The organism is Komagataeibacter europaeus LMG 18890, assembly GCF_000285295.1.
Classification (GTDB): domain Bacteria; phylum Pseudomonadota; class Alphaproteobacteria; order Acetobacterales; family Acetobacteraceae; genus Komagataeibacter; species Komagataeibacter europaeus.
In genome coordinates this window covers 1-16,354 of the sequence record NZ_CADP01000070.1, presented here as the reverse complement: position 1 = coordinate 16,354, position 16,354 = coordinate 1, and the positions used below count along the sequence as shown (strand labels likewise).

33 protein-coding genes and 1 pseudogene are annotated in these 16,354 nt (G+C 56.0%); 14 read left to right on the top strand and 20 right to left on the bottom strand.

Annotated features, from left to right (window positions below):
- The coding region (locus GEU01_RS26930; protein ID WP_010515861.1) for a transposase at positions 1-341 on the top strand (341 nt) is incomplete at its 5' end.
- Positions 342-443: 102 nt separating this feature from the next.
- Here GEU01_RS26930 and GEU01_RS15535 read toward each other — a convergent pair.
- The 16 genes from GEU01_RS15535 to GEU01_RS25825 form a co-directional block, all read right to left on the bottom strand.
- Complete coding sequence (locus tag GEU01_RS15535; protein WP_232272573.1) at positions 444-1,199, bottom strand: tyrosine-type recombinase/integrase; 756 nt, start codon at positions 1,197-1,199, stop codon at positions 444-446.
- 160 nt (positions 1,200-1,359) lie between these two features.
- On the bottom strand, positions 1,360-1,644 hold the full coding sequence (locus GEU01_RS24570) for a helix-turn-helix transcriptional regulator (protein WP_081499989.1): 285 nt from the start codon (positions 1,642-1,644) through the stop codon (positions 1,360-1,362).
- A complete protein-coding gene (locus tag GEU01_RS26385) occupies positions 1,637-1,807 on the bottom strand; it encodes a hypothetical protein (RefSeq protein ID WP_019086796.1) in 171 nt (56 codons plus the stop codon). Before GEU01_RS26385 ends, GEU01_RS24570 begins: the two co-directional genes overlap by 8 nt.
- On the bottom strand, positions 1,804-2,316 hold the full coding sequence (locus GEU01_RS24010) for a hypothetical protein (protein ID WP_019086795.1): 513 nt from the start codon (positions 2,314-2,316) through the stop codon (positions 1,804-1,806). The genes GEU01_RS26385 and GEU01_RS24010 overlap by 4 nt, the downstream gene beginning before the upstream one ends.
- Positions 2,313-2,978 (bottom strand): FAD-dependent thymidylate synthase, encoded by a 666-nt coding sequence (thyX, locus tag GEU01_RS15520; protein WP_019086794.1) that lies wholly within the window; start codon positions 2,976-2,978, stop codon positions 2,313-2,315. The genes GEU01_RS24010 and thyX overlap by 4 nt, the downstream gene beginning before the upstream one ends.
- A complete protein-coding gene (locus tag GEU01_RS15515; RefSeq protein WP_198284485.1) occupies positions 2,975-3,343 on the bottom strand; it encodes a hypothetical protein in 369 nt (122 codons plus the stop codon). The genes thyX and GEU01_RS15515 overlap by 4 nt, the downstream gene beginning before the upstream one ends.
- Positions 3,340-3,750 carry a hypothetical protein gene (locus GEU01_RS15510; protein ID WP_019086792.1) on the bottom strand — a complete coding sequence of 137 codons (411 nt, stop codon included), beginning with the start codon at positions 3,748-3,750 and terminating at the stop codon, positions 3,340-3,342. The genes GEU01_RS15515 and GEU01_RS15510 overlap by 4 nt, the downstream gene beginning before the upstream one ends.
- Positions 3,747-4,241, bottom strand: a complete 495-nt coding sequence (locus tag GEU01_RS22980) for a hypothetical protein (protein WP_019086791.1) — start codon at positions 4,239-4,241, stop codon at positions 3,747-3,749. Before GEU01_RS22980 ends, GEU01_RS15510 begins: the two co-directional genes overlap by 4 nt.
- 183 nt (positions 4,242-4,424) lie before the next feature.
- Positions 4,425-5,042, bottom strand: a complete 618-nt coding sequence (locus GEU01_RS24005; RefSeq protein ID WP_157212871.1) for a hypothetical protein — start codon at positions 5,040-5,042, stop codon at positions 4,425-4,427.
- A gap of 5 nt (positions 5,043-5,047) precedes the next feature.
- Positions 5,048-5,740 carry a lambda exonuclease family protein gene (locus tag GEU01_RS22970; RefSeq protein ID WP_042710891.1) on the bottom strand — a complete coding sequence of 231 codons (693 nt, stop codon included), beginning with the start codon at positions 5,738-5,740 and terminating at the stop codon, positions 5,048-5,050.
- On the bottom strand, positions 5,740-5,928 hold the full coding sequence (locus GEU01_RS15490; protein WP_019086788.1) for a hypothetical protein: 189 nt from the start codon (positions 5,926-5,928) through the stop codon (positions 5,740-5,742). Before GEU01_RS15490 ends, GEU01_RS22970 begins: the two co-directional genes overlap by 1 nt.
- The gene (locus GEU01_RS25835; RefSeq protein ID WP_157212870.1) at positions 5,925-6,134 is read right to left on the bottom strand and encodes a hypothetical protein; all 210 of its coding nucleotides are present in this window, start codon (positions 6,132-6,134) and stop codon (positions 5,925-5,927) included. Before GEU01_RS25835 ends, GEU01_RS15490 begins: the two co-directional genes overlap by 4 nt.
- A 76-nt stretch (positions 6,135-6,210) precedes the next feature.
- A complete protein-coding gene (locus tag GEU01_RS25830; protein WP_157212869.1) occupies positions 6,211-6,375 on the bottom strand; it encodes a hypothetical protein in 165 nt (54 codons plus the stop codon).
- On the bottom strand, positions 6,372-6,680 hold the full coding sequence (locus GEU01_RS15480) for a hypothetical protein (protein WP_019086787.1): 309 nt from the start codon (positions 6,678-6,680) through the stop codon (positions 6,372-6,374). The genes GEU01_RS25830 and GEU01_RS15480 overlap by 4 nt, the downstream gene beginning before the upstream one ends.
- 193 nt (positions 6,681-6,873) lie before the next feature.
- Positions 6,874-7,437, bottom strand: a complete 564-nt coding sequence (locus tag GEU01_RS24000) for a hypothetical protein (protein ID WP_157212868.1) — start codon at positions 7,435-7,437, stop codon at positions 6,874-6,876.
- A 14-nt stretch (positions 7,438-7,451) separates the two neighbouring features.
- Positions 7,452-8,198 (bottom strand): phage antirepressor KilAC domain-containing protein, encoded by a 747-nt coding sequence (locus GEU01_RS25825; RefSeq protein WP_198284484.1) that lies wholly within the window; start codon positions 8,196-8,198, stop codon positions 7,452-7,454.
- Between the two features lie 168 nt (positions 8,199-8,366).
- On the opposite strand from GEU01_RS25825, the gene GEU01_RS15460 reads away from it, so the two are divergent.
- Positions 8,367-8,624: a hypothetical protein gene (locus GEU01_RS15460; RefSeq protein WP_019086783.1), complete on the top strand. Its 258-nt coding sequence runs from the start codon at positions 8,367-8,369 to the stop codon at positions 8,622-8,624.
- A gap of 49 nt (positions 8,625-8,673) precedes the next feature.
- On the opposite strand, the gene GEU01_RS15455 is transcribed toward GEU01_RS15460, so the two are convergent.
- The 3 genes from GEU01_RS15455 to GEU01_RS15450 all read right to left on the bottom strand — a co-directional run bounded on the left by GEU01_RS15455 (position 8,674) and on the right by GEU01_RS15450 (position 10,085).
- Positions 8,674-9,153, bottom strand: a complete 480-nt coding sequence (locus tag GEU01_RS15455) for a hypothetical protein (protein ID WP_019086782.1) — start codon at positions 9,151-9,153, stop codon at positions 8,674-8,676.
- Positions 9,138-9,578 (bottom strand): HEPN domain-containing protein, encoded by a 441-nt coding sequence (locus GEU01_RS24560; RefSeq protein WP_081499988.1) that lies wholly within the window; start codon positions 9,576-9,578, stop codon positions 9,138-9,140. Before GEU01_RS24560 ends, GEU01_RS15455 begins: the two co-directional genes overlap by 16 nt.
- Before the next feature lie 129 nt (positions 9,579-9,707).
- Positions 9,708-10,085, bottom strand: coding sequence for a hypothetical protein (locus GEU01_RS15450; protein ID WP_019086781.1), 378 nt, complete (start codon positions 10,083-10,085; stop codon positions 9,708-9,710).
- A gap of 340 nt (positions 10,086-10,425) precedes the next feature.
- Between GEU01_RS15450 and GEU01_RS24555 the strand changes: the two genes are divergently transcribed.
- Genes GEU01_RS24555 through GEU01_RS15425 form a run of 4 tightly spaced genes read left to right on the top strand, consistent with a single transcriptional unit; the run spans position 10,426 to position 12,612 of the window.
- Positions 10,426-11,052, top strand: a complete 627-nt coding sequence (locus tag GEU01_RS24555) for a GIY-YIG nuclease family protein (protein WP_081499987.1) — start codon at positions 10,426-10,428, stop codon at positions 11,050-11,052.
- Complete coding sequence (locus GEU01_RS26925) at positions 11,049-11,837, top strand: P63C domain-containing protein (protein WP_232272572.1); 789 nt, start codon at positions 11,049-11,051, stop codon at positions 11,835-11,837. The genes GEU01_RS24555 and GEU01_RS26925 overlap by 4 nt, the downstream gene beginning before the upstream one ends.
- Positions 11,834-12,112 carry a hypothetical protein gene (locus tag GEU01_RS15430; protein WP_019086778.1) on the top strand — a complete coding sequence of 93 codons (279 nt, stop codon included), beginning with the start codon at positions 11,834-11,836 and terminating at the stop codon, positions 12,110-12,112. The genes GEU01_RS26925 and GEU01_RS15430 overlap by 4 nt, the downstream gene beginning before the upstream one ends.
- The gene (locus tag GEU01_RS15425) at positions 12,112-12,612 is read left to right on the top strand and encodes an ECF-type sigma factor family protein (protein ID WP_019086777.1); all 501 of its coding nucleotides are present in this window, start codon (positions 12,112-12,114) and stop codon (positions 12,610-12,612) included. The genes GEU01_RS15430 and GEU01_RS15425 overlap by 1 nt, the downstream gene beginning before the upstream one ends.
- A gap of 4 nt (positions 12,613-12,616) precedes the next feature.
- Here GEU01_RS15425 and GEU01_RS25820 read toward each other — a convergent pair whose 3' ends face one another.
- On the bottom strand, positions 12,617-12,799 hold the full coding sequence (locus GEU01_RS25820) for a hypothetical protein (protein ID WP_157212866.1): 183 nt from the start codon (positions 12,797-12,799) through the stop codon (positions 12,617-12,619).
- A 42-nt stretch (positions 12,800-12,841) separates the two neighbouring features.
- Between GEU01_RS25820 and GEU01_RS15415 the strand changes: the two genes are divergently transcribed.
- From GEU01_RS15415 to GEU01_RS25815, 8 genes and pseudogenes are all read left to right on the top strand, one after another.
- The gene (locus GEU01_RS15415) at positions 12,842-13,150 is read left to right on the top strand and encodes a hypothetical protein (RefSeq protein WP_010515793.1); all 309 of its coding nucleotides are present in this window, start codon (positions 12,842-12,844) and stop codon (positions 13,148-13,150) included.
- On the top strand, positions 13,147-13,416 hold the full coding sequence (locus tag GEU01_RS15410) for a hypothetical protein (RefSeq protein WP_019086774.1): 270 nt from the start codon (positions 13,147-13,149) through the stop codon (positions 13,414-13,416). The genes GEU01_RS15415 and GEU01_RS15410 overlap by 4 nt, the downstream gene beginning before the upstream one ends.
- On the top strand, positions 13,416-13,646 hold the full coding sequence (locus GEU01_RS15405) for a hypothetical protein (protein ID WP_010515791.1): 231 nt from the start codon (positions 13,416-13,418) through the stop codon (positions 13,644-13,646). Before GEU01_RS15410 ends, GEU01_RS15405 begins: the two co-directional genes overlap by 1 nt.
- Before the next feature lie 214 nt (positions 13,647-13,860).
- The gene (locus tag GEU01_RS15400; RefSeq protein WP_026018782.1) at positions 13,861-14,277 is read left to right on the top strand and encodes a hypothetical protein; all 417 of its coding nucleotides are present in this window, start codon (positions 13,861-13,863) and stop codon (positions 14,275-14,277) included.
- Complete coding sequence (locus GEU01_RS26380) at positions 14,274-14,438, top strand: hypothetical protein (protein WP_019086772.1); 165 nt, start codon at positions 14,274-14,276, stop codon at positions 14,436-14,438. The genes GEU01_RS15400 and GEU01_RS26380 overlap by 4 nt, the downstream gene beginning before the upstream one ends.
- Before the next feature lie 50 nt (positions 14,439-14,488).
- Positions 14,489-15,346 carry a hypothetical protein gene (locus GEU01_RS22950; RefSeq protein ID WP_232272571.1) on the top strand — a complete coding sequence of 286 codons (858 nt, stop codon included), beginning with the start codon at positions 14,489-14,491 and terminating at the stop codon, positions 15,344-15,346.
- 2 nt (positions 15,347-15,348) lie between these two features.
- Complete coding sequence (locus GEU01_RS22945; protein WP_019086770.1) at positions 15,349-15,954, top strand: hypothetical protein; 606 nt, start codon at positions 15,349-15,351, stop codon at positions 15,952-15,954.
- Between the two features lie 93 nt (positions 15,955-16,047).
- Positions 16,048-16,354, top strand: a pseudogene (locus GEU01_RS25815) (IS21 family transposase); the annotation flags it as partial.

The window sequence follows — 16,354 nt, the reverse complement described above, 5'->3', positions numbered from 1 at the left end:
CGGTCCGGGACCTGCGGAAAAAAGGCATCGATCCGCTGGTCGCCATTGGACGGCCCTGTGCCCGCAGGCCATATGATTTCCGGCCACTTCCTGAAAGCAGGGAGCCACGCCGGATAACCGAACCCTGGCGGCTTGCCATGAAGGACAGGCTGGAAACCACAGAAGCCGGAGATGTTTACAGACTACGAAAACAGACCGTTGAACCGGTCTTTGGAATTATCAAAAGCATCATGGGGTTCAGAAGGTTCAGCCTGCGTGGCCTTGCAAAAGTCACGACCGAATGGACCCTCGTTGCACTCGCATATAACTGCAAAAGAATGGCACGGCTTCAGGCGGCATAAGCCGGGTCAGCCTCGACCTTATAACCCTCAAAATGGCCAACCCGACAGACTGCTAGGGTTATTTCTTCTTCCAAAATGCATTAATTTAGATAAATCAACGACTTATTTTTCAGTTTCTTGCGGTTTCCAAAAATCGGTTTCCATGCGGTTTACAGCCCCTTTCGCAAGTCGTTCCTGATCTGCAGACAGGGTATAATGCTGGACCATGGCCAGAGTTTTATGTCCAGTAATGGCAGCGATTTCATGTGTGGTGCACCCAGCTTCAGCAAGGAGCGTGGCAGCCAATTTTCTCAGACCGTGAACATTCAGACCCTTGGGAATTTTTCCTTCTTTCGCGGCATTATACATTGCTGTTGATAGAACCCCAGGTTGCCATGGAACCCCAGTTCTACTGGTCAGAATATATGGAGATGGTCCTTTCCACTTCTCCAGATTGGCAGCCAGCGCCGGATGGATCGGAATCCTTAACTGCACTCCGGTTTTCTGCTGATGAACATGGATAAAACCTTCCCGGATATCGTCCCATTGCATCCGGCATAAATCTCCCCGCCGCTGTCCTGTAAAAACGCCTAAGACAACGACACGCCACAGAGACTCATCCAGTGTCTTCTCGGCCTGCTGGACGGCATCTTTGGTCCATGCCGGAAGTGATCCCCGTGGCAAAGACGCAATCGACATTGCGGGGTTTATGTCTACCCATTCCCGGCTTATGGCCCATCCAAAGAAGGTTTTGGTGATTGATAGAAACCCGTTAGCCGCTCCATGGCCGCGGCCTGATGCAATGCTATCCCTAATATCAATTAATATCTTGCGTGTTATGTCACGTAATGGCTTTGCTGACAGCTTTTCCATTTCCATCAGGTATATACGCCTATTTTCTCGCGTCTTTGGACTGATGCGCGAAAACTCTGGGCTGGAATAATATAAGCTGAGGACATGCCCAACGGTTCCAATCGACGACTCTGCCCTAACCGCCTGACCTCTCTTTTTTGGATATCGGTATTCCTTAACCGTTCCGTCAGCCAGTCGCTTGCGAACGACCTTTACGTCTCCCGTATTGTCGGTTTTCTTCGCAAATTTTGGCAACTGTCGCGTCCATATCCTTTGATGTTGAAATTCCGGCACGCTTGAGCATCAGCGCATCTACGGCGTGAATATCCCAGCGTGGAGTTTTGGGGCCAAGGTGGTAACTGGGCTGGGGAATTTTTCCCTCAGCCACATACCGAGGTAGATTGCGCGGTGTTGTATCCAGCCGTTTGGCGAGAGATGATGGCCCTACCCACCGTTCGAGAAGGTCACCCATGCCCCACCTCCACCACGCGCCCACTCTCCACCAGAGCGTTCCATGCCCCCAGATGTGTCGCGACAATCTCGCCACGCCACCGCAGGAACACGTGGTATCGGTTCTGGGCGACCAGTTCCAGCGGTTCAGTCAGGCCGCCAGCCACGCGCAGATTGTAGGTCATGCCGCCTCCCGCCGCGCGATCTCGCGCTTGATCGTCTTGACGGCATGCTCTGCCGTATCGGCAGCTCCATTGTGATCGGCATACTGAATGTCGTTCAGAGCAAACAGCCGCCACTGATCCAGCGTGAAAAACACCTCATCGGGAATGTCGCCGGTAGAAGCGCGCTGATTGGGTTCAGGATCATGGGCCAGCCAGTCCTCAATGAAATCCACCGCCTTCCGAAGATCCGTAACAGCATCCTGCTCCGACCCCTTCCGCCCGCACCGATAGACATACTGCCAAGCCTGCGCCATATCGCCAGACAGGTATCGGGTCACATCCCACGCCTGAAACTGCCCGCCCTGGTAGTGTGCTCCGCGTGTTGCGGGTGTTCCGTGGATGCTGTCGAAGCCTTCAAGCCATTCCCCGCGATATGTGCCAAAATCAACGTCAGCGGGCACCTTGCGCGGCGCTCCACGCTCAGCAGCCCGGCGGCCGCGCTGGTAGGGGGTGTGGGTTTGTTCGGTCAATTTTCGTCCTCCTGGCTCGGGATCAGGTCGGCAATATCGGGGAACTGATCGCGCAGGATGTCGGCCACGTCGAAGGCAATTTCCCGGTGCTCTTTCTGGGTTTTCCGCTCGCACCGCAGCACGCAGTAGTGCATCCATGACCGCAGCGTTCCGGCCATGTAGAGGCGTGAAGGGGTCATGCCCTCGGGCAGCACTGCGCGGGCCACCTCTTTGGCGATGCCGTTCTCCAGCGCCCAGCTATAGGCGTCGTCAGCGGCGATGTGGACGCGGGCCTGCATATCCTCCCATCCACCGGCCAATTCTTCGTCATCCGTCTCGATGCTGTTCTGCCGGTCCGTATGATCCTGCAATCGCGCCTCACGGAACACAGGAATGTCATCTACTACCGCAGAGCGCTGGGAGAACTCCTGAAACGAGAATGACCGATGCCGCAGGATTTGGCGCGCAATGTCGCGCGTAGTCTCGATCTCCATGGTTATGGAGATCATTTCCAGAGGCGACCACTCCTTGCGCTCGACCAGAAACCGCAGCAGCTTAGGTCCGGTTTCATGGTTCATCTGGTTGGCCGTGCTGGACACGCGCGCGCAGTAGGCAAGAAGCTGCGCCGCAGTATCGACGCCTAGCACCATCGACTTGGTGATGCCTGTCAGGGTTACGGTCATACCTCGCATTCCGTCGGCTGATAATCTGGGCAAAAACGCCATGCCACGATGTCGCTTTCCGCGATATCTGTCTGCATTCCAACGATATCGACCCAACCATCTTGTCCCGGACCAAACTCGTTATTAGCCATGGTCACGCGTCCATCTTTGAGTTTGACTAAAACGGTGTGGCGAAGGCCGGGGGCCTTCTTTATGTCAGTTTCCCACTGCTGCCCCATCTCCGCACGCTCCAGTTCACGCCCCCGCTGGATGGCGGTATCGATGTATTCCTGCGCCCACATACGCCTGATTTTCTCTGGGCCGTGGACCATGCTTGGACCGGTTTCATGAACAAGCTGGTCAATCAGTTCTTCCCGACTTCTCACGACTTCTTCCCTTCATCGTCGGTTAGGGCGCGGATGGCCCACGCTGCCTCTTTCCATGCATCCGCCTCCCCAGCAGAATAGTCTGTGGGATTGAGGTCGTATATTGCACCGCAGGCCTGTGCCCATCTTTCGCAAACCTGCGCCGCCCGCTCCCGCTCATCCTTACGCATCTGCGCGAGTTCGGATGAATTGCAGACCGGGCCGATATAATTATTATGCTCAGCAAGCCATTCTGGTTTTTTGTATGGTTTGCCAGCATTTTGCATGTTCCGGCACCGAAGTTCACTCCATAGACCATATTTTCCCCACCAATAGTGGAAGTATACAGAATATGGGCTGCCTTTCTCACGAATGATGTGCCACCCACTCCGCTCCGGCTGATCTGGCAGGCCGTTCCAGTCGCTCATGCCGCCGCTCCTTCGTTGAGGGATGCAATAAAGAAGCAGGCCGAGGGCTCATCCATGTAACCAACTGCTTTACGCTTAGTCTCAGCTAATGCGGCGCGCAACCGCGCGATCTCCACATCCTTCTCAGCTGCCACACGCGCAATCTGCGCCTCCATGTCGGTGCGGCGGACGAGGGGGGTATCAAAATGACGGGTTGTCCTTTCAGTTGAACAGGCAACTGGGCTTATCATGCGATAAGCATGCCCAGCGCCTAAAAGTGCCCCGTTTGCGTAACCAACCGTCTCCACATCCGCGCACGGCTGGATGGGGGTGCCGATGGCGGCAATGGCGTCCTCTGCCGTTTCACCGCAGTCCATTGCCTCTACAAATGATTGGCGCTGCTCATCCGTCAGCCGCCCCGGTACAAGATACATCGGTGTTTCGTTCGTCATAATCATCTCTTCCAAATCAACCTGCCGCGCGTCGTGGATCAGTTCTTCAGAACTGCACATGGTCGGCTCCTACGATCTGCTCGAATGCGTCCCACGGCTAGACGCCGTTATCGCGGGCAATACGCAACCGGCGCTTCTGGCAAATGGTGAGCGGCGCGGAATTGTGCGCCCGCATGTGAAGTTCGACCTGCTGCGTCTACGTCAGCCGGGTTGCCAGGTAGTCAGGTTCGGTGGCGTCGGAGGTCATGCGAATTCGTCCACTGGCTGATTTTCAGGAGACAGAGAGGCGGACCGTTCGCTGATAATGCTCTGACACTCCTGCACAACGTCAGGTGACAATGGCTTGCCAGCATCCTCGCATTTCTGCACATAATCGGAGAACTTCTTCCAGATGGCATCGGCTTCTTCGATATTTGACGCCGTCGCGATCTGTTCACGGATCTTGCCAATGATGGCAGGCGTCTGGGCCTTCTGCTCCTGCACGCGAAGCGGCTTGACCGTGTAAAGCTTCTTGCTTCCACGCGTGACCTGCAGGGCAAGTGGCGTATCTTTATCAATCCCACTCATGTGGCTGATACGAATGCCACCCACCATGATGCCACCGAATTTTACATTGGGATCACGGAACAGGGTCATGGCTTTGCCCGCATAACTGTGACCATCCGGTCCCCAGACGTTGACCATCACCCGGCGCATGGATTTGCAGGGATAGTAGGGCTTGCCATTGCAGCCCTTGTAGAACACGGCGACAGGCTGATCCGAATTGCCTTCGGTCACGCGCTCAATCTCAACTGTACGCGGGCCACCGAGCAAATCGTCCGCGTTGAGCTGGTCCGACTTGGCGATGATTGTCTTGCTCATGTCCATCAGATTACAATGTCCTCTTCCATCGTCCTGCGCTCAACGTCGATAAAACGGAGTGCGGGATCGGTTAATGCGTCCAGGTATTCGGCGTGCTGTTCGGCCAACCGGTTTTCAAACTGCGTGGCAGCGTCAATGAGTAGGGCTTGGTATTTCGGATCAGGGAACACGCGCTTGACCATCATCTTGCCGCCTCCGAGAGCCGGAAAGCTGATGAAGTCCAGCCATTCCCGACCCGACACCATCAGGCCGGTCTGGATCTGGGCCATGTATTCGGCTGGCACATCCCGGCTGCAGATCACCTGAAACTGCAGACCGTGGGCCCGTGACTTGCATTCGATCAGGCCGTTATCGCCAACCAGGCCGTCTGGGGAGTAGCCAATCTTAAAACCCCAACGATCTTCGACCATGAAGCCGATTTCTTTGACCGGTGCGATCTTACCGACGTACGAAATCTTGGCCTCAATCTCATCCTCATGCCCGCGCTGCATGCCATAGGTCTGAGGTATTTCCTCGACAATGCCGGTGATGCGCTGCGACAGGAGATCAGCAGCCAGACGGCGCACGGTCTCATTGTTGGCGACCTTTCCGGTCGGTGTGACCAGTTTCCCGATCACGCTGGCCGTCAGCACACCACAACGCGCCTGAAGCCACTCGTCTGTTCCCTGCTCCAAATCTTCATAAACTGTGAGCGCCATCACACACTCCCCTCAACAAACGCCACCCGCTGTCCACCGGGCAGAAACAGGGTCTCGTAATCGGGGAAAGGCCACGCGGGGATCTCAAGATCGTCGCGGCCCGTGATGCGCTGCCAGTCGGTGCGCGGGTCCATCATGCGCAGGTTCCAGCGTGCGGCCTTAAGCTGGCGCGGGGTAAGGGATTTCATGCTTCACCTCGTGCTTTGGCGAGGGCGGTTCGGGATTTCTCCACGGCAGCATATTCTTCCTCGCTGTTCAAAAGGTCGATCAGGGGCTTGGGTGCCGACAGACAGTCCAGTTCAACCCCATTGCTTTCCAAGCATGTAAGCAGTCTGCTTAATGCCTCGTATAGGTCAGGCGCAGCGGCGATCAGATTAACATTCGCTTCACTCACAGCCCCCGCCTCCCATTATGGTTCTGCATCACGCGCCGGTTGATCCGCACGCGCTGGTGTTCGGTCAGAAGGTTTTTCATGCGGGAACATCCACGTCAGCGGTGACAACCAGGATCGTTTGCGGGGCATATCCCGGCGGGCAGGGACGGAACTTGCCGTCCTTGGGTTGGCAGTGGATTACTTCACCATCTCTATCGAGGCCGATGATGAAGCGGCGGGGTTCGGGCGTGTTTTTGTTCATGCCGCACCCACCAGCGCCAGACGTGGCCGGATAACGTGTGATACGGTCGCAGGAACCTGCCCGTCTGCCTCGATTTCTTTGGTCTGCGCGGTCAGGTCGATAAGCTGGTTTTCGATGCCCGCAATGAATTCATCCATCTGGAAGCCATCGCTCAGGCTGCGCCCCTTGGCCCAAGCCATCCAGCCCCGGAGATGGACCTTCCATTCATCAATGGTCTGAAGGTCATCCTCTGCCTTTGCGGACAGGTTTCCGAACCGCGCGTCAATATCATCCTGCGAACAACCGTCGGGAAGATTACTGCACATAATCAATTCCTCTCATTACTTGTAAAATTCTTGGCCAAACTCGGCCAGACTGCCGGGACCGCAATCCCGGTGGCCTGGGCGTGTCAGGGCATTACGACAGTGGCGAATGCGTAGAACACCGTTCCCAGAAGCATGGCACCGAGCAGGGCCATGCCGAGGAAACGGGTTAGGTGGTTGTCGGGGAGGGGAGGCATTATTGCCTCACCACTTTGCCGTTTTCGATGGCATAGAGAACACCAGCCTCAATACCATCCTCGCCTTCGTAGATATTGATGAAGCGATTGCGGTTGCCATCGTGCCATACCAGAGATGCCGCGCCGCCTTTGCCAAGACTGACTGATCCGTGTCGGCCAGCGAATGCGACGGTGGTATTCTCCCCAGAACATACGATCCGCGCGCCGTAGCCCGAGGAACCGATCCGCGCGTAGTCGCCCGAGGAACCGATCCGCGCGTAGTCGCCCTCGTCAACCTCAACACCTTCGGTTGCAGAAATGATCGAACGAACGTCACTCTTGATGAAATCAGCATTGATGTTCTTCACATCGAACGCCCTATTGGCCAGCCAACGCGCATCACCGTAACGCTTGTCAGCATAAAGGCTATTCATGACCTCGCCATACAAGCCGCCCTGGGGGAACTTCTTGCGGAACCAGTCGCGACCGTCGGAGCACGCGCCCCATTCGCGGATCTTGAGGAGGGTAATCTGTGCGGGGTTATTTTCGGGAGCATCCATCTGCTCAACCGGGGAATTGTTCATGTTCGTTTCCATTGTTACTGCATCCCCAGACGATGGGCGAGACGCGCCATCCCGCGCGGCGTCACGAATACCTGCTGCGTGCTGACTTCTTCGCCTGCGGTGTTGGTATAGGTCGTGTATTTCATCTCGACGTAACCGGCATCGACCGCGCCCGCGTATGCCTTCCAGCGCCCGGCCTGATCGCGGAACGTCCACTTGATCTCGCGCAGGAACTCGATGCCGCGCTTTGAGCCGATCTGAAGTTCCTTGCCGACTTCGCGCAGGTTCGTGCGGCCCTTGCTGTTGGCGAGGCGCTCGAATGCTTCCAGCTTGGGCGCGGCTTCTGCCTTCTCGGCCTCGAGGGCCAGTAATTTTTCGGTGTAGGTCAGAAGGGTGCTGCGAAGGAATGCGGGATCGTTCAGGTCGATGGCGGGGGTCTGAACCGATGTGGCCCCCGTCACCATCGCGTCGAATGCGCGAATGACGGTCAGATGGAAAGCGGCGCTGATCCACATCGCGTAGGCGTAGACCAGTTCCTTGCAGGCATATGTCCCGCCATTGCGACCCGGAACCGTTTCTACCGGCTTTCCGGCAGTTTCAGAAACTGTGCAATTCTGCATAGTTTCCAATTCTTTGATCAGCTTTTTCGCCTGATCCGTGCGAAGCCACTGCCCCGGAGCGTCCTTCGCAACGCCACCAGCCGCCCGGTGGCAATCGTTCAGGCAGTAACGCCCATCTGCGTCCTGCCGTATTTCCGTAGAGAGAATTGTGAGGCTGTTCACTGCCCATCTCCGTGTTGGTGATGGGGTAATCATGCGGCCAAATGACCGCGACAGTCAACGGTCAAATGACCGCTCAGTGAATTTTTTTTGGTCAATTGTCCGGGCGTGCAAAAACCGCCTTCGCGAATCATGCGGAACACAATAAGAACATAGAGGAAAGGATTCGCCATGCACGCACCCGAGACCGAAGCCTACGTGTTCCAATCCTACAGGCTGGAAGGGGAGCCAGGCGCGCAATATCCATGGCCGACAGGTCTCGTACACTGTCAGTCGCGCCAAGAGGCCATGATGCGGCTCTATCAGGTCAAATCAGGGCTGACCGATGATGTGGGAGCCAGCGTATTCCGGTTCTTTTTGGGGGAAGATGGTGCACCACGGACTGAGACGTTGGAGGAAGTCGGGCAGGTGGCTGTGGTGCAGGCATAAAAAATCCCGCCGGAGCGGGATTCAAAAGATCGAGATTCCGCGCGTGGACCTATGCAGCGATTAATTGCGCAACCTTCTTATCGAATCTACGTACCACAGTTTGGACCACCTCTCGTCTTTTCGAGATTCTGTAAGCCAGCACGTTATCGTAGTGCATATCGTCAATGTCCAAATCAGCAGAATTGAACATCAAAAAGGCCTGCTCTTTATTACCTTTTGCCTCAAAGTTATGCGTCTTGAGAATTTTTGACACATGCGCCTCGTTCGGACTCATCAAGCAGATATCCAACGGCGTAACTTCGTCGGGCAACTTTATTTTCTGGAAAGCCTTCAAAAGGCGGTCAAAAACCCATTGCGGTCCGACCGTATCAATTAACGGGGTAGCCACCATATACCACCAGTAATCAGATTCCCGGTCGTAAACCCATGCCGCCACATTCGGCTTCAGCCCAATCTCATCAAGGATCTGGTAAACACGAAATCCGGCAAGCCGCCGTTCATTCGATGCCGGCCCTACTTCAATAGCCATTCCAACAATCCTTTATCTCCAACGGCAGAAACTATGTCACGCGCCAAGGGTGCAGGGAAACTGCCACTTTTGTACCTTACATTGACGCGCCACGAATTTACAACGCCCCACGCATGTATAAGATCGTGATTGGGTGTAGAATTTAAGATTTCCTGTAACTCATCCCATGCGCCGCACATTCTGCATAGCTTTTGCAAATCATGTATTTCGATAGGTGGTTTATGGTTCCTGCCAGGCCATGCGTTCCAGCCATGCATTTTCATAAGTTTAGCCTTTAACGCGCATTCAACTGCGATGCCCGCCAGTTCGAATGCTTCCTGATACTGGCCCGCGTCAAAAATAATCTCTGCAGAAGCAAATTTCCTACGTGCATTGATTACCCAATCATCGCGATACAACACGCTTGAATCGCTACCGTCAGCCATTAGAACGCATAACCCATATCCAAATTACGTATATCAACCGCCCGTTCTGTCCTGCTATCGTTCCATGAGAACGAAAGGGAAACAATGAACGGGAACGCGGCGGAAGACCTACGGGCGCTTGAAGATGGGTCAGGCCGCATTGGTGTCGATTCTGGCCTTGAGAAGCGCCATCAGACCGAGGCGCTCTTCCTGGCTCATAGCGCGCCAGATCTTGAGGAGAAGAACCTCGAATCTATCATGAGCCACATCACCACCCGACTGATCCGGCGCAGGACTGAAGAGCATGTTAGGGGTCAGCCCCAGCGGCTTCAGGAACTCAAATGGCGGCACGTTCAAGGTGTGAGCTATTTTTACCACTGCGAGAAGATCAGGCGCAGTGGTGCGGCGCCGAGCGTTTCGCATGGTGTCGATCCCCACACCCGCCGCACGCATGACTGATGACTCCGACGGTGAACCGGCGGCTTTCAGGGCTGCGTCATAGACGCTGAAGAACTCCTCTACGCTCATGCGGTCTTTTTGCCGTTTTTTGAGGAAAATTGCATGCGGTAATACGACCGCACTTTCTTGTTGACGAAGCGGTCAAATGACCGCATTGTTCCGTCATGGAACTCACAGAGAAACTCTCGAAACTGACTGATGCCTACTGCGAGGCGCGTGGTGTATCGGTCGCGACAGTTTCGGGGATTATTTTCAAAAATAGTCGAACCCTTCCACGAGTGAAATCTGGTGGGGATCTTAAGACACGCAGCTACCACCGCGCAGTCTCATGGATAAGTAATAACTGGCCTTCCGATAAGGAATGGCCGTCAGATATTGAGCGTCCAGTAGTTGATGGAGGGCGCGTGTAATGCCCGTGTACTTCATTCGGTCTGGAAATGACGGACCGGTAAAAATTGGCAGCACGAACAATATTCGACGCCGCATGCAGATGCTCCAGACAGGTAGCGCGAACCAATTGGTATTGCTGCGCGCCTTTATTGGGGGGAAAGTGGAAGAAAGGGCCATTCATGATCGTTTGTCGCGTTTCCGGGTTTCTGGGGAATGGTTTGAGGCATCTAACGAAGTTCTAAATGGCGATATGGGCCTTCCTTTATTTGAAGTCTCACATAAGCTGTCAAAAAATCGGGGAGGTCGACAGAACATTTGGTCTCCTGAGGCAAAGAAAAGCTTTGCGAAAAAGACAGCATCTCGTTGGAGTGACCCGGAATGGGCGAATGCTGAACGCAAAAGACGAAAAGAAAACGGCCCCAATCTTTCGCGCCTCTACCATGAGCGCCAAGTATCTTACTGGACGGAAGCATCTTGCCGCCTCAGCGATGCTAATGATGAGAAAGGGGCATCATGGTGCAAAGAGCAGGCGGAAAGACATTTCCAAGTATTGGAAAATAAATTCAGCATTCCCCGCGAAGAACTCCGCCCCGACCTGTTCCGAGGCGTGACGGTCGTGCGCCCTGAAGGGGAGGGGGTGCGGTGACTGCCCAAATTATCCCTTTCAAAATTGAGCGGCAGCAGGATGGCGAGTTCCGCATCAGTGATGCAGAGCTTGCGGGCCATCTTGGCTACGCAGAAGTACGGTACTTCAGGCAGGCAATTCGGAAAAACCTATCTGATATAAGCGAACTCGACTTTTGCGTTATCGTGACGCAAAAGTCTTCTGGGGGCAGGCCTGAGAAAATATACTGGCTGACAGAGCGTCAGGCCATTCACATGGTGTACCGCGCCGACACTCCTGTTGCGCGTGAGCTTGCCATCAAGCTGACTAAGGCATTCGTGGAACTGCGCCGCAAGACGCGCCTCGAAATGCCTCTCCCAGAGTTCTTCCGCCTGAGCCTCGTCAATGACCAGGTGCGGCAATGGCAGCGTGAATACCCCGATGGGTTCTTTGTTGACCTGCACCGCGTGCTTGGCCTTGATCGCCCAGCCATCGGCAATCACTCCAACTGCGCCCATTTCATCAATCGATACATCTACAAGTTCTTGTTTGGCGAACTGGGCCTGACAGCGATACGCGATGCCAACCCGGCAGATGAAGAGCATGTTCGCGCCCACAAGCATCATCAGGTGCTCAAGGCCAAGCATATGCCCGCGTTGCGCCAGCACATTGAAAAGGTGGCGACCATCCTGTCGTGCGCCATTTCCCTTCGCCAGTTTGATGACCTGTTCAATCGGCGCTTCCCTTCCGTCAATACTCAGATCGGCTTCATGTTCGGCGAAATGCCGGTGATGGCTGGTCGCCTCATTCAGGAGACCCGCTCATGAGCGCACCTAAACCATGGACCGAACACGAAACACAGATCCTCAACAGTATGCCGAACAAGACGGCACGGGAAATCCAGAAGTTCCTGCCTGGTCGTTCGATTGATTCGATCCTGCAAAGGCGATTGCGGACGACATCCAATACGGAATTGGCTGAGAAAATTTCCTTCTGGAAAAGCTGCAACCTGACCGCTGATGAAATCACATGGAAGCGTCGGAAGTTTCTGGAAAAGAATGGCGTTTATGGATCGGCTCCATGCGCTGGAGAGGTGGTGTAATGGCGCCCCTTCTAGACCTGAAAGGCCAGACGTTCGGACATTTGAAGGTGATAGAGCGCGCGCCGTCTCACAATACCCTCGTGCGCTGGAACTGCGTATGCATGAAGTGTGGCGGAGACCATGTAGCAACTACTTTCGGTCTGCGGAGAGGTGAAACCATTCAATGCGCCGCCTGTCAGGGTCTGTTCAAGTGGGACGACGAGAAAGACCAGATCGTTCAGGACATGAAGGCGGGAGGAAAGGCGGCAAAAGAAATCGCTGCCGTTCTTGGGTGCAATCCTGTTTCTGTTCATCGCAGGGTAGAGAAGTTGGGGATTTCGGATAAGCGCCCGAGCAAAACATTGAGCGTGGCGCCCGATGAAATCTCGTTCCGCCGATACATGAACGCGCCTTGCACCCGGAAATGTCTGGAATGCGGGAAAACGTTCAATGCGATCGGACGGCTCAATCGGCTTTGCTCCACATGCAGCCCTATCGCGCATGGGGCCGCTTTCGTCTGATGCCTCACCCGCGCCCTGCCAATTCAGTGGCCACCATGGCTGCCAGGTGCTGCCGGACCTCAATGGTCGCGAAGGGATGGGGTGCCGCCCATACCCGCGCCATGAGGACCAGCGTCTGTGGAATTGACAGGGTGCGGTCTCCTTCCTTCATCCCGTCCGCCAATTCGATTGGTGGTTTCTCTAACAAGTTTTTCTCCGGTTCCGTCCATCGCTGTTCGGAATGTGGAGCATGACGATGCAAATATCTCGGGAAAATCTTTCCCCCAATTTCACCCCAGAACGTGTGTCGAACGAAGACTGCGTCGAGGCCGTAAAACGGTCGATGCAGCACCGTTATGGGGAGGTTCGCAATGCCGCCAAACGGGTTTCCCGCAAGCACGGATGGTCGGTGAAGGCTTTCACAAATTGGCTCTACGGCAAGAACGCGCCCCGCATGCATGACCTGATCGTGCTGATGGCGGATTGCCCGGAGTTGGAAAAAGAGGTCGGCCAGATGGTCGAAGAAACAAGGAAATGCCTACAGCAATCCAAACATTGAAATGGCGTGGCTTCGGCTTTGACCAGGGCGAAGTCTACGTCGAAATCCGCGTTGGCATGATCGGCTTTGCCTTTCTGCAACAGGAAGTCTGGGAGACGATGCGCCGCCTGCGCGCGGACAATGAAACGCTTCGGCGCGAAAATGAAAAACTGCGTGCCGACCTGCAGGATACGAACACGCGTCTGTTTGCAATCGGGGCGTGTTTGAACCCTTCCGTAAAGATCACGCGCAGTGCGACCGATGAAATGAAACGGGAGGCCGGGTAATGAAGCACAACACCCTCACCGACATTGATGTGCACCGCATAGTTTCCCACGCGATCAACAAAGCAGGGACGGCGCAGGCGTTCGCTGATCGCGTCGGTATCTCAAAATCGGCCCTCAGCAAACAGCGGAATGCCCGCACTGCACAGGGGTACACTCCCGAAGTATTGCTTGCGGCTGGCGTCAAGGTTCACCAGCCGCCGCGTGAATATTATCTGACGGATGATGTATGATGCCAGAAACCCGCACATGGACCCGCGTATCCGGCGTTGACCGGGACGGCACATATTTCGTGGGGATCTACAACGTGCGCTCCGATCGAGAGGCGCGCGAGTGGTTGCGCACTGAGAACCGACACTGGATCAGGGGCCGAATGACTGGTCTGCGCTACGAGGCTCTGAGGCCGGGCGACCGTGAATGTCCATTCCCAGCACGGGGGATGGCCGCATGATAACCTTCACCCTCCCCAAGCCCTTCCCGCTTCTCAATCACAGCATCGGCCAGAGCCGGTTTGCGCTCACTGGGATGCGCCGGAAGATGGCGCGGGATGTTGCGGACGTGGCGCTACATTTGCGCCCCTCTGAGCCATTCCAGCGCGCCCATGTCCTGATCGAGCGCTATTCGGCCGGAACACCGGACACGGACGGCCTGTATGGCGGCGCGAAGTTCCTGGTGGATGCTTTGACGACACCGTGCCTGCTGAACGTCCGCACGCCAGGCGCACGGCAGCGCGTGAAGAACAAGCGCGGGCTGGGCTTCGTCGTGGATGACGGGCCTGCGCACATGGATCTTGAGGTTCGTGCCGTGAAGTGTCGGCTGTGTGAGCAGCGGACTGTTGTTACGATTACTGAGGTGGCGGCATGACCGATTTACCAGAACCCCTCACGCCCGAAGATTGCGACATGCGCAACATTCCGATGCCAGCCGAACTGATCCGCGCGCTAGCGGCTGATGCCGGGATAGATCCTGACTGGGCCATTCAGTTCGCGATTGAAAATGGCATGTCCATAGGAGGGCTGAACTGATGGCCCGAATTAGAAGCGTTCACCCCTCATTGTGGACGGACGAAAGTTTCGTGTCGGTTTCGCCTTTGGCACGCCTCTTTCTGATCGGCCTTTGGAATGAGGCCGATGACAATGGCATTTTCCAGTGGAAACCGCTTACGCTGAAGATGCGCCTACTGCCTGGTGACGGCGCCGACGCAACATCCCTTCTGGAAGAACTGGAAGGGACTGGCGCGATAACGCGATACGAGGCGGATGGCAAACCCTTCGGGGCGGTAAGGAACTTTCGGAAGTTCCAGAGACCAGAGCGCCCGAAACCAGTGCATCCAATCACGCCAGAAATTGCGCAGTTCGTTGCCTTGGATGCGAAGTCGCACACATGCAGCAAGAAAAACCCAGGAAGCGTTGGCGACAAAACGCCACGCAAGCATGAACAGCGCAGAGAGGATGCAAAGAATGAACATTGTCCCGTCGATGTTCAAACACCGAATGAACAATGTCCAAACATTGAAACACAGGGGCCGATGGAATGGTGTAAGGGAAAGGTAATATCCTCACTACGTTCGGATATACCCCCAAACCCCCAACGCGATGAGCGGCAGGATCGGGAAAACGAGTTTGATGAGTTCTGGGCGGCCTATCCCCGGCACGTCGGAAAGGACGCTGCCCGGAAAGCCCACACCAAGGCACGGACTAGAGCGGCCCAGGCTGAAATCATGCTTGGTCTGTCGAGGCAGGTGGCTGCTTGGCCCGACCGAAAATCCGACCGTGCGCAGTTCATCCCCTACCCAGCATCGTGGCTGAACAGCGGGGGCTGGCAGGACGACCCAAGCGCGTCTGCCGCTGCCGCGCCGTCTCCATCGACGCCCCAACGCGATCACGGTCGTCCCGCTATCTGGGACGCCGTGCCCGACCATCCGGGAGTTTGACCATGAACCACGTTTCGAAGATCCGTCCCGGTGCCATCGCGGCATACCGTCCTGCAGAACCTGCCGTTTCTGCGCTGATCGACGCACGGCGCGAGGGAATGGCGATCCTGCCGCGCGACGTGACCCCGGTCGTGGCCAGTCAGGCACGGGTTCAGTTGGCGTCCGCGCAGCACGCTATGCAGCCTGCGTCCCCCCAGATGGTCATGGGCTGGCTGAAGAAGCTGGCGGGAATGGTCGCTAACGCTCCGACCGACGAAGGCGCGGTTCGCGCGGCAGTCGAGGCTGTGATGGAAGTCTGTGGCGAACTGCCCGCCGGCGTCTGGTCGGTCACCTCGCGTCAGGCGTGGTGTCGGCAGCCCGCAGTCAATGGCCGACTGCCTGGCACGTTCTGGCCGCGCCCGGCGGAGCTTTACGCGCTGCTGCGTCCTATCGCGGACCGGATTGCCCGTGAAGTCGAGGGCTGCAAGGCAATCCTGGCCGTTGCGGACCAGAAGCCTGATACGCAGCGTGCACCACCGACCGAGGCCGAGCGCAAGGCTGTGGCTGAAGCGATGCGGCAGGTTAGCGTGGAACGTGCCGCCCGTGTGTTAAGCGGCATGGAAAAGTGACCCCTTCGGAAGGGGGACAGGCAGCCAAAAACGACCCCTTTCTGAGAAACGGGTTCACGATGGCCTTCATGCTGAATGGAGGCCCGGTTTGGGATGCTTGTTGTGGAAACAATTGGAAAGATCCGTCGCGCGCATTTTGTCGAAGGAAAGGCGATCAAGGCGATCTGCCGGGACCTTGGGATATCGCGGCAGACGGTACGCAAGGTGATCCGGTCGGGACAGACGTCTTTTGACTATCACCGAGAACGACAGCCTCTTCCCCGGATTGGTCCATGGGAGGGAAGATTGTGCGCTCTTCTTGAGGAGAACGTGGCGCGTCCGGCCCGCGAACGGCTGAGCCTCATCCGTCTGTTCGAACTGCTGCGTGAGGAAGGATATGAAGGAAGCTATGATGCCGTAA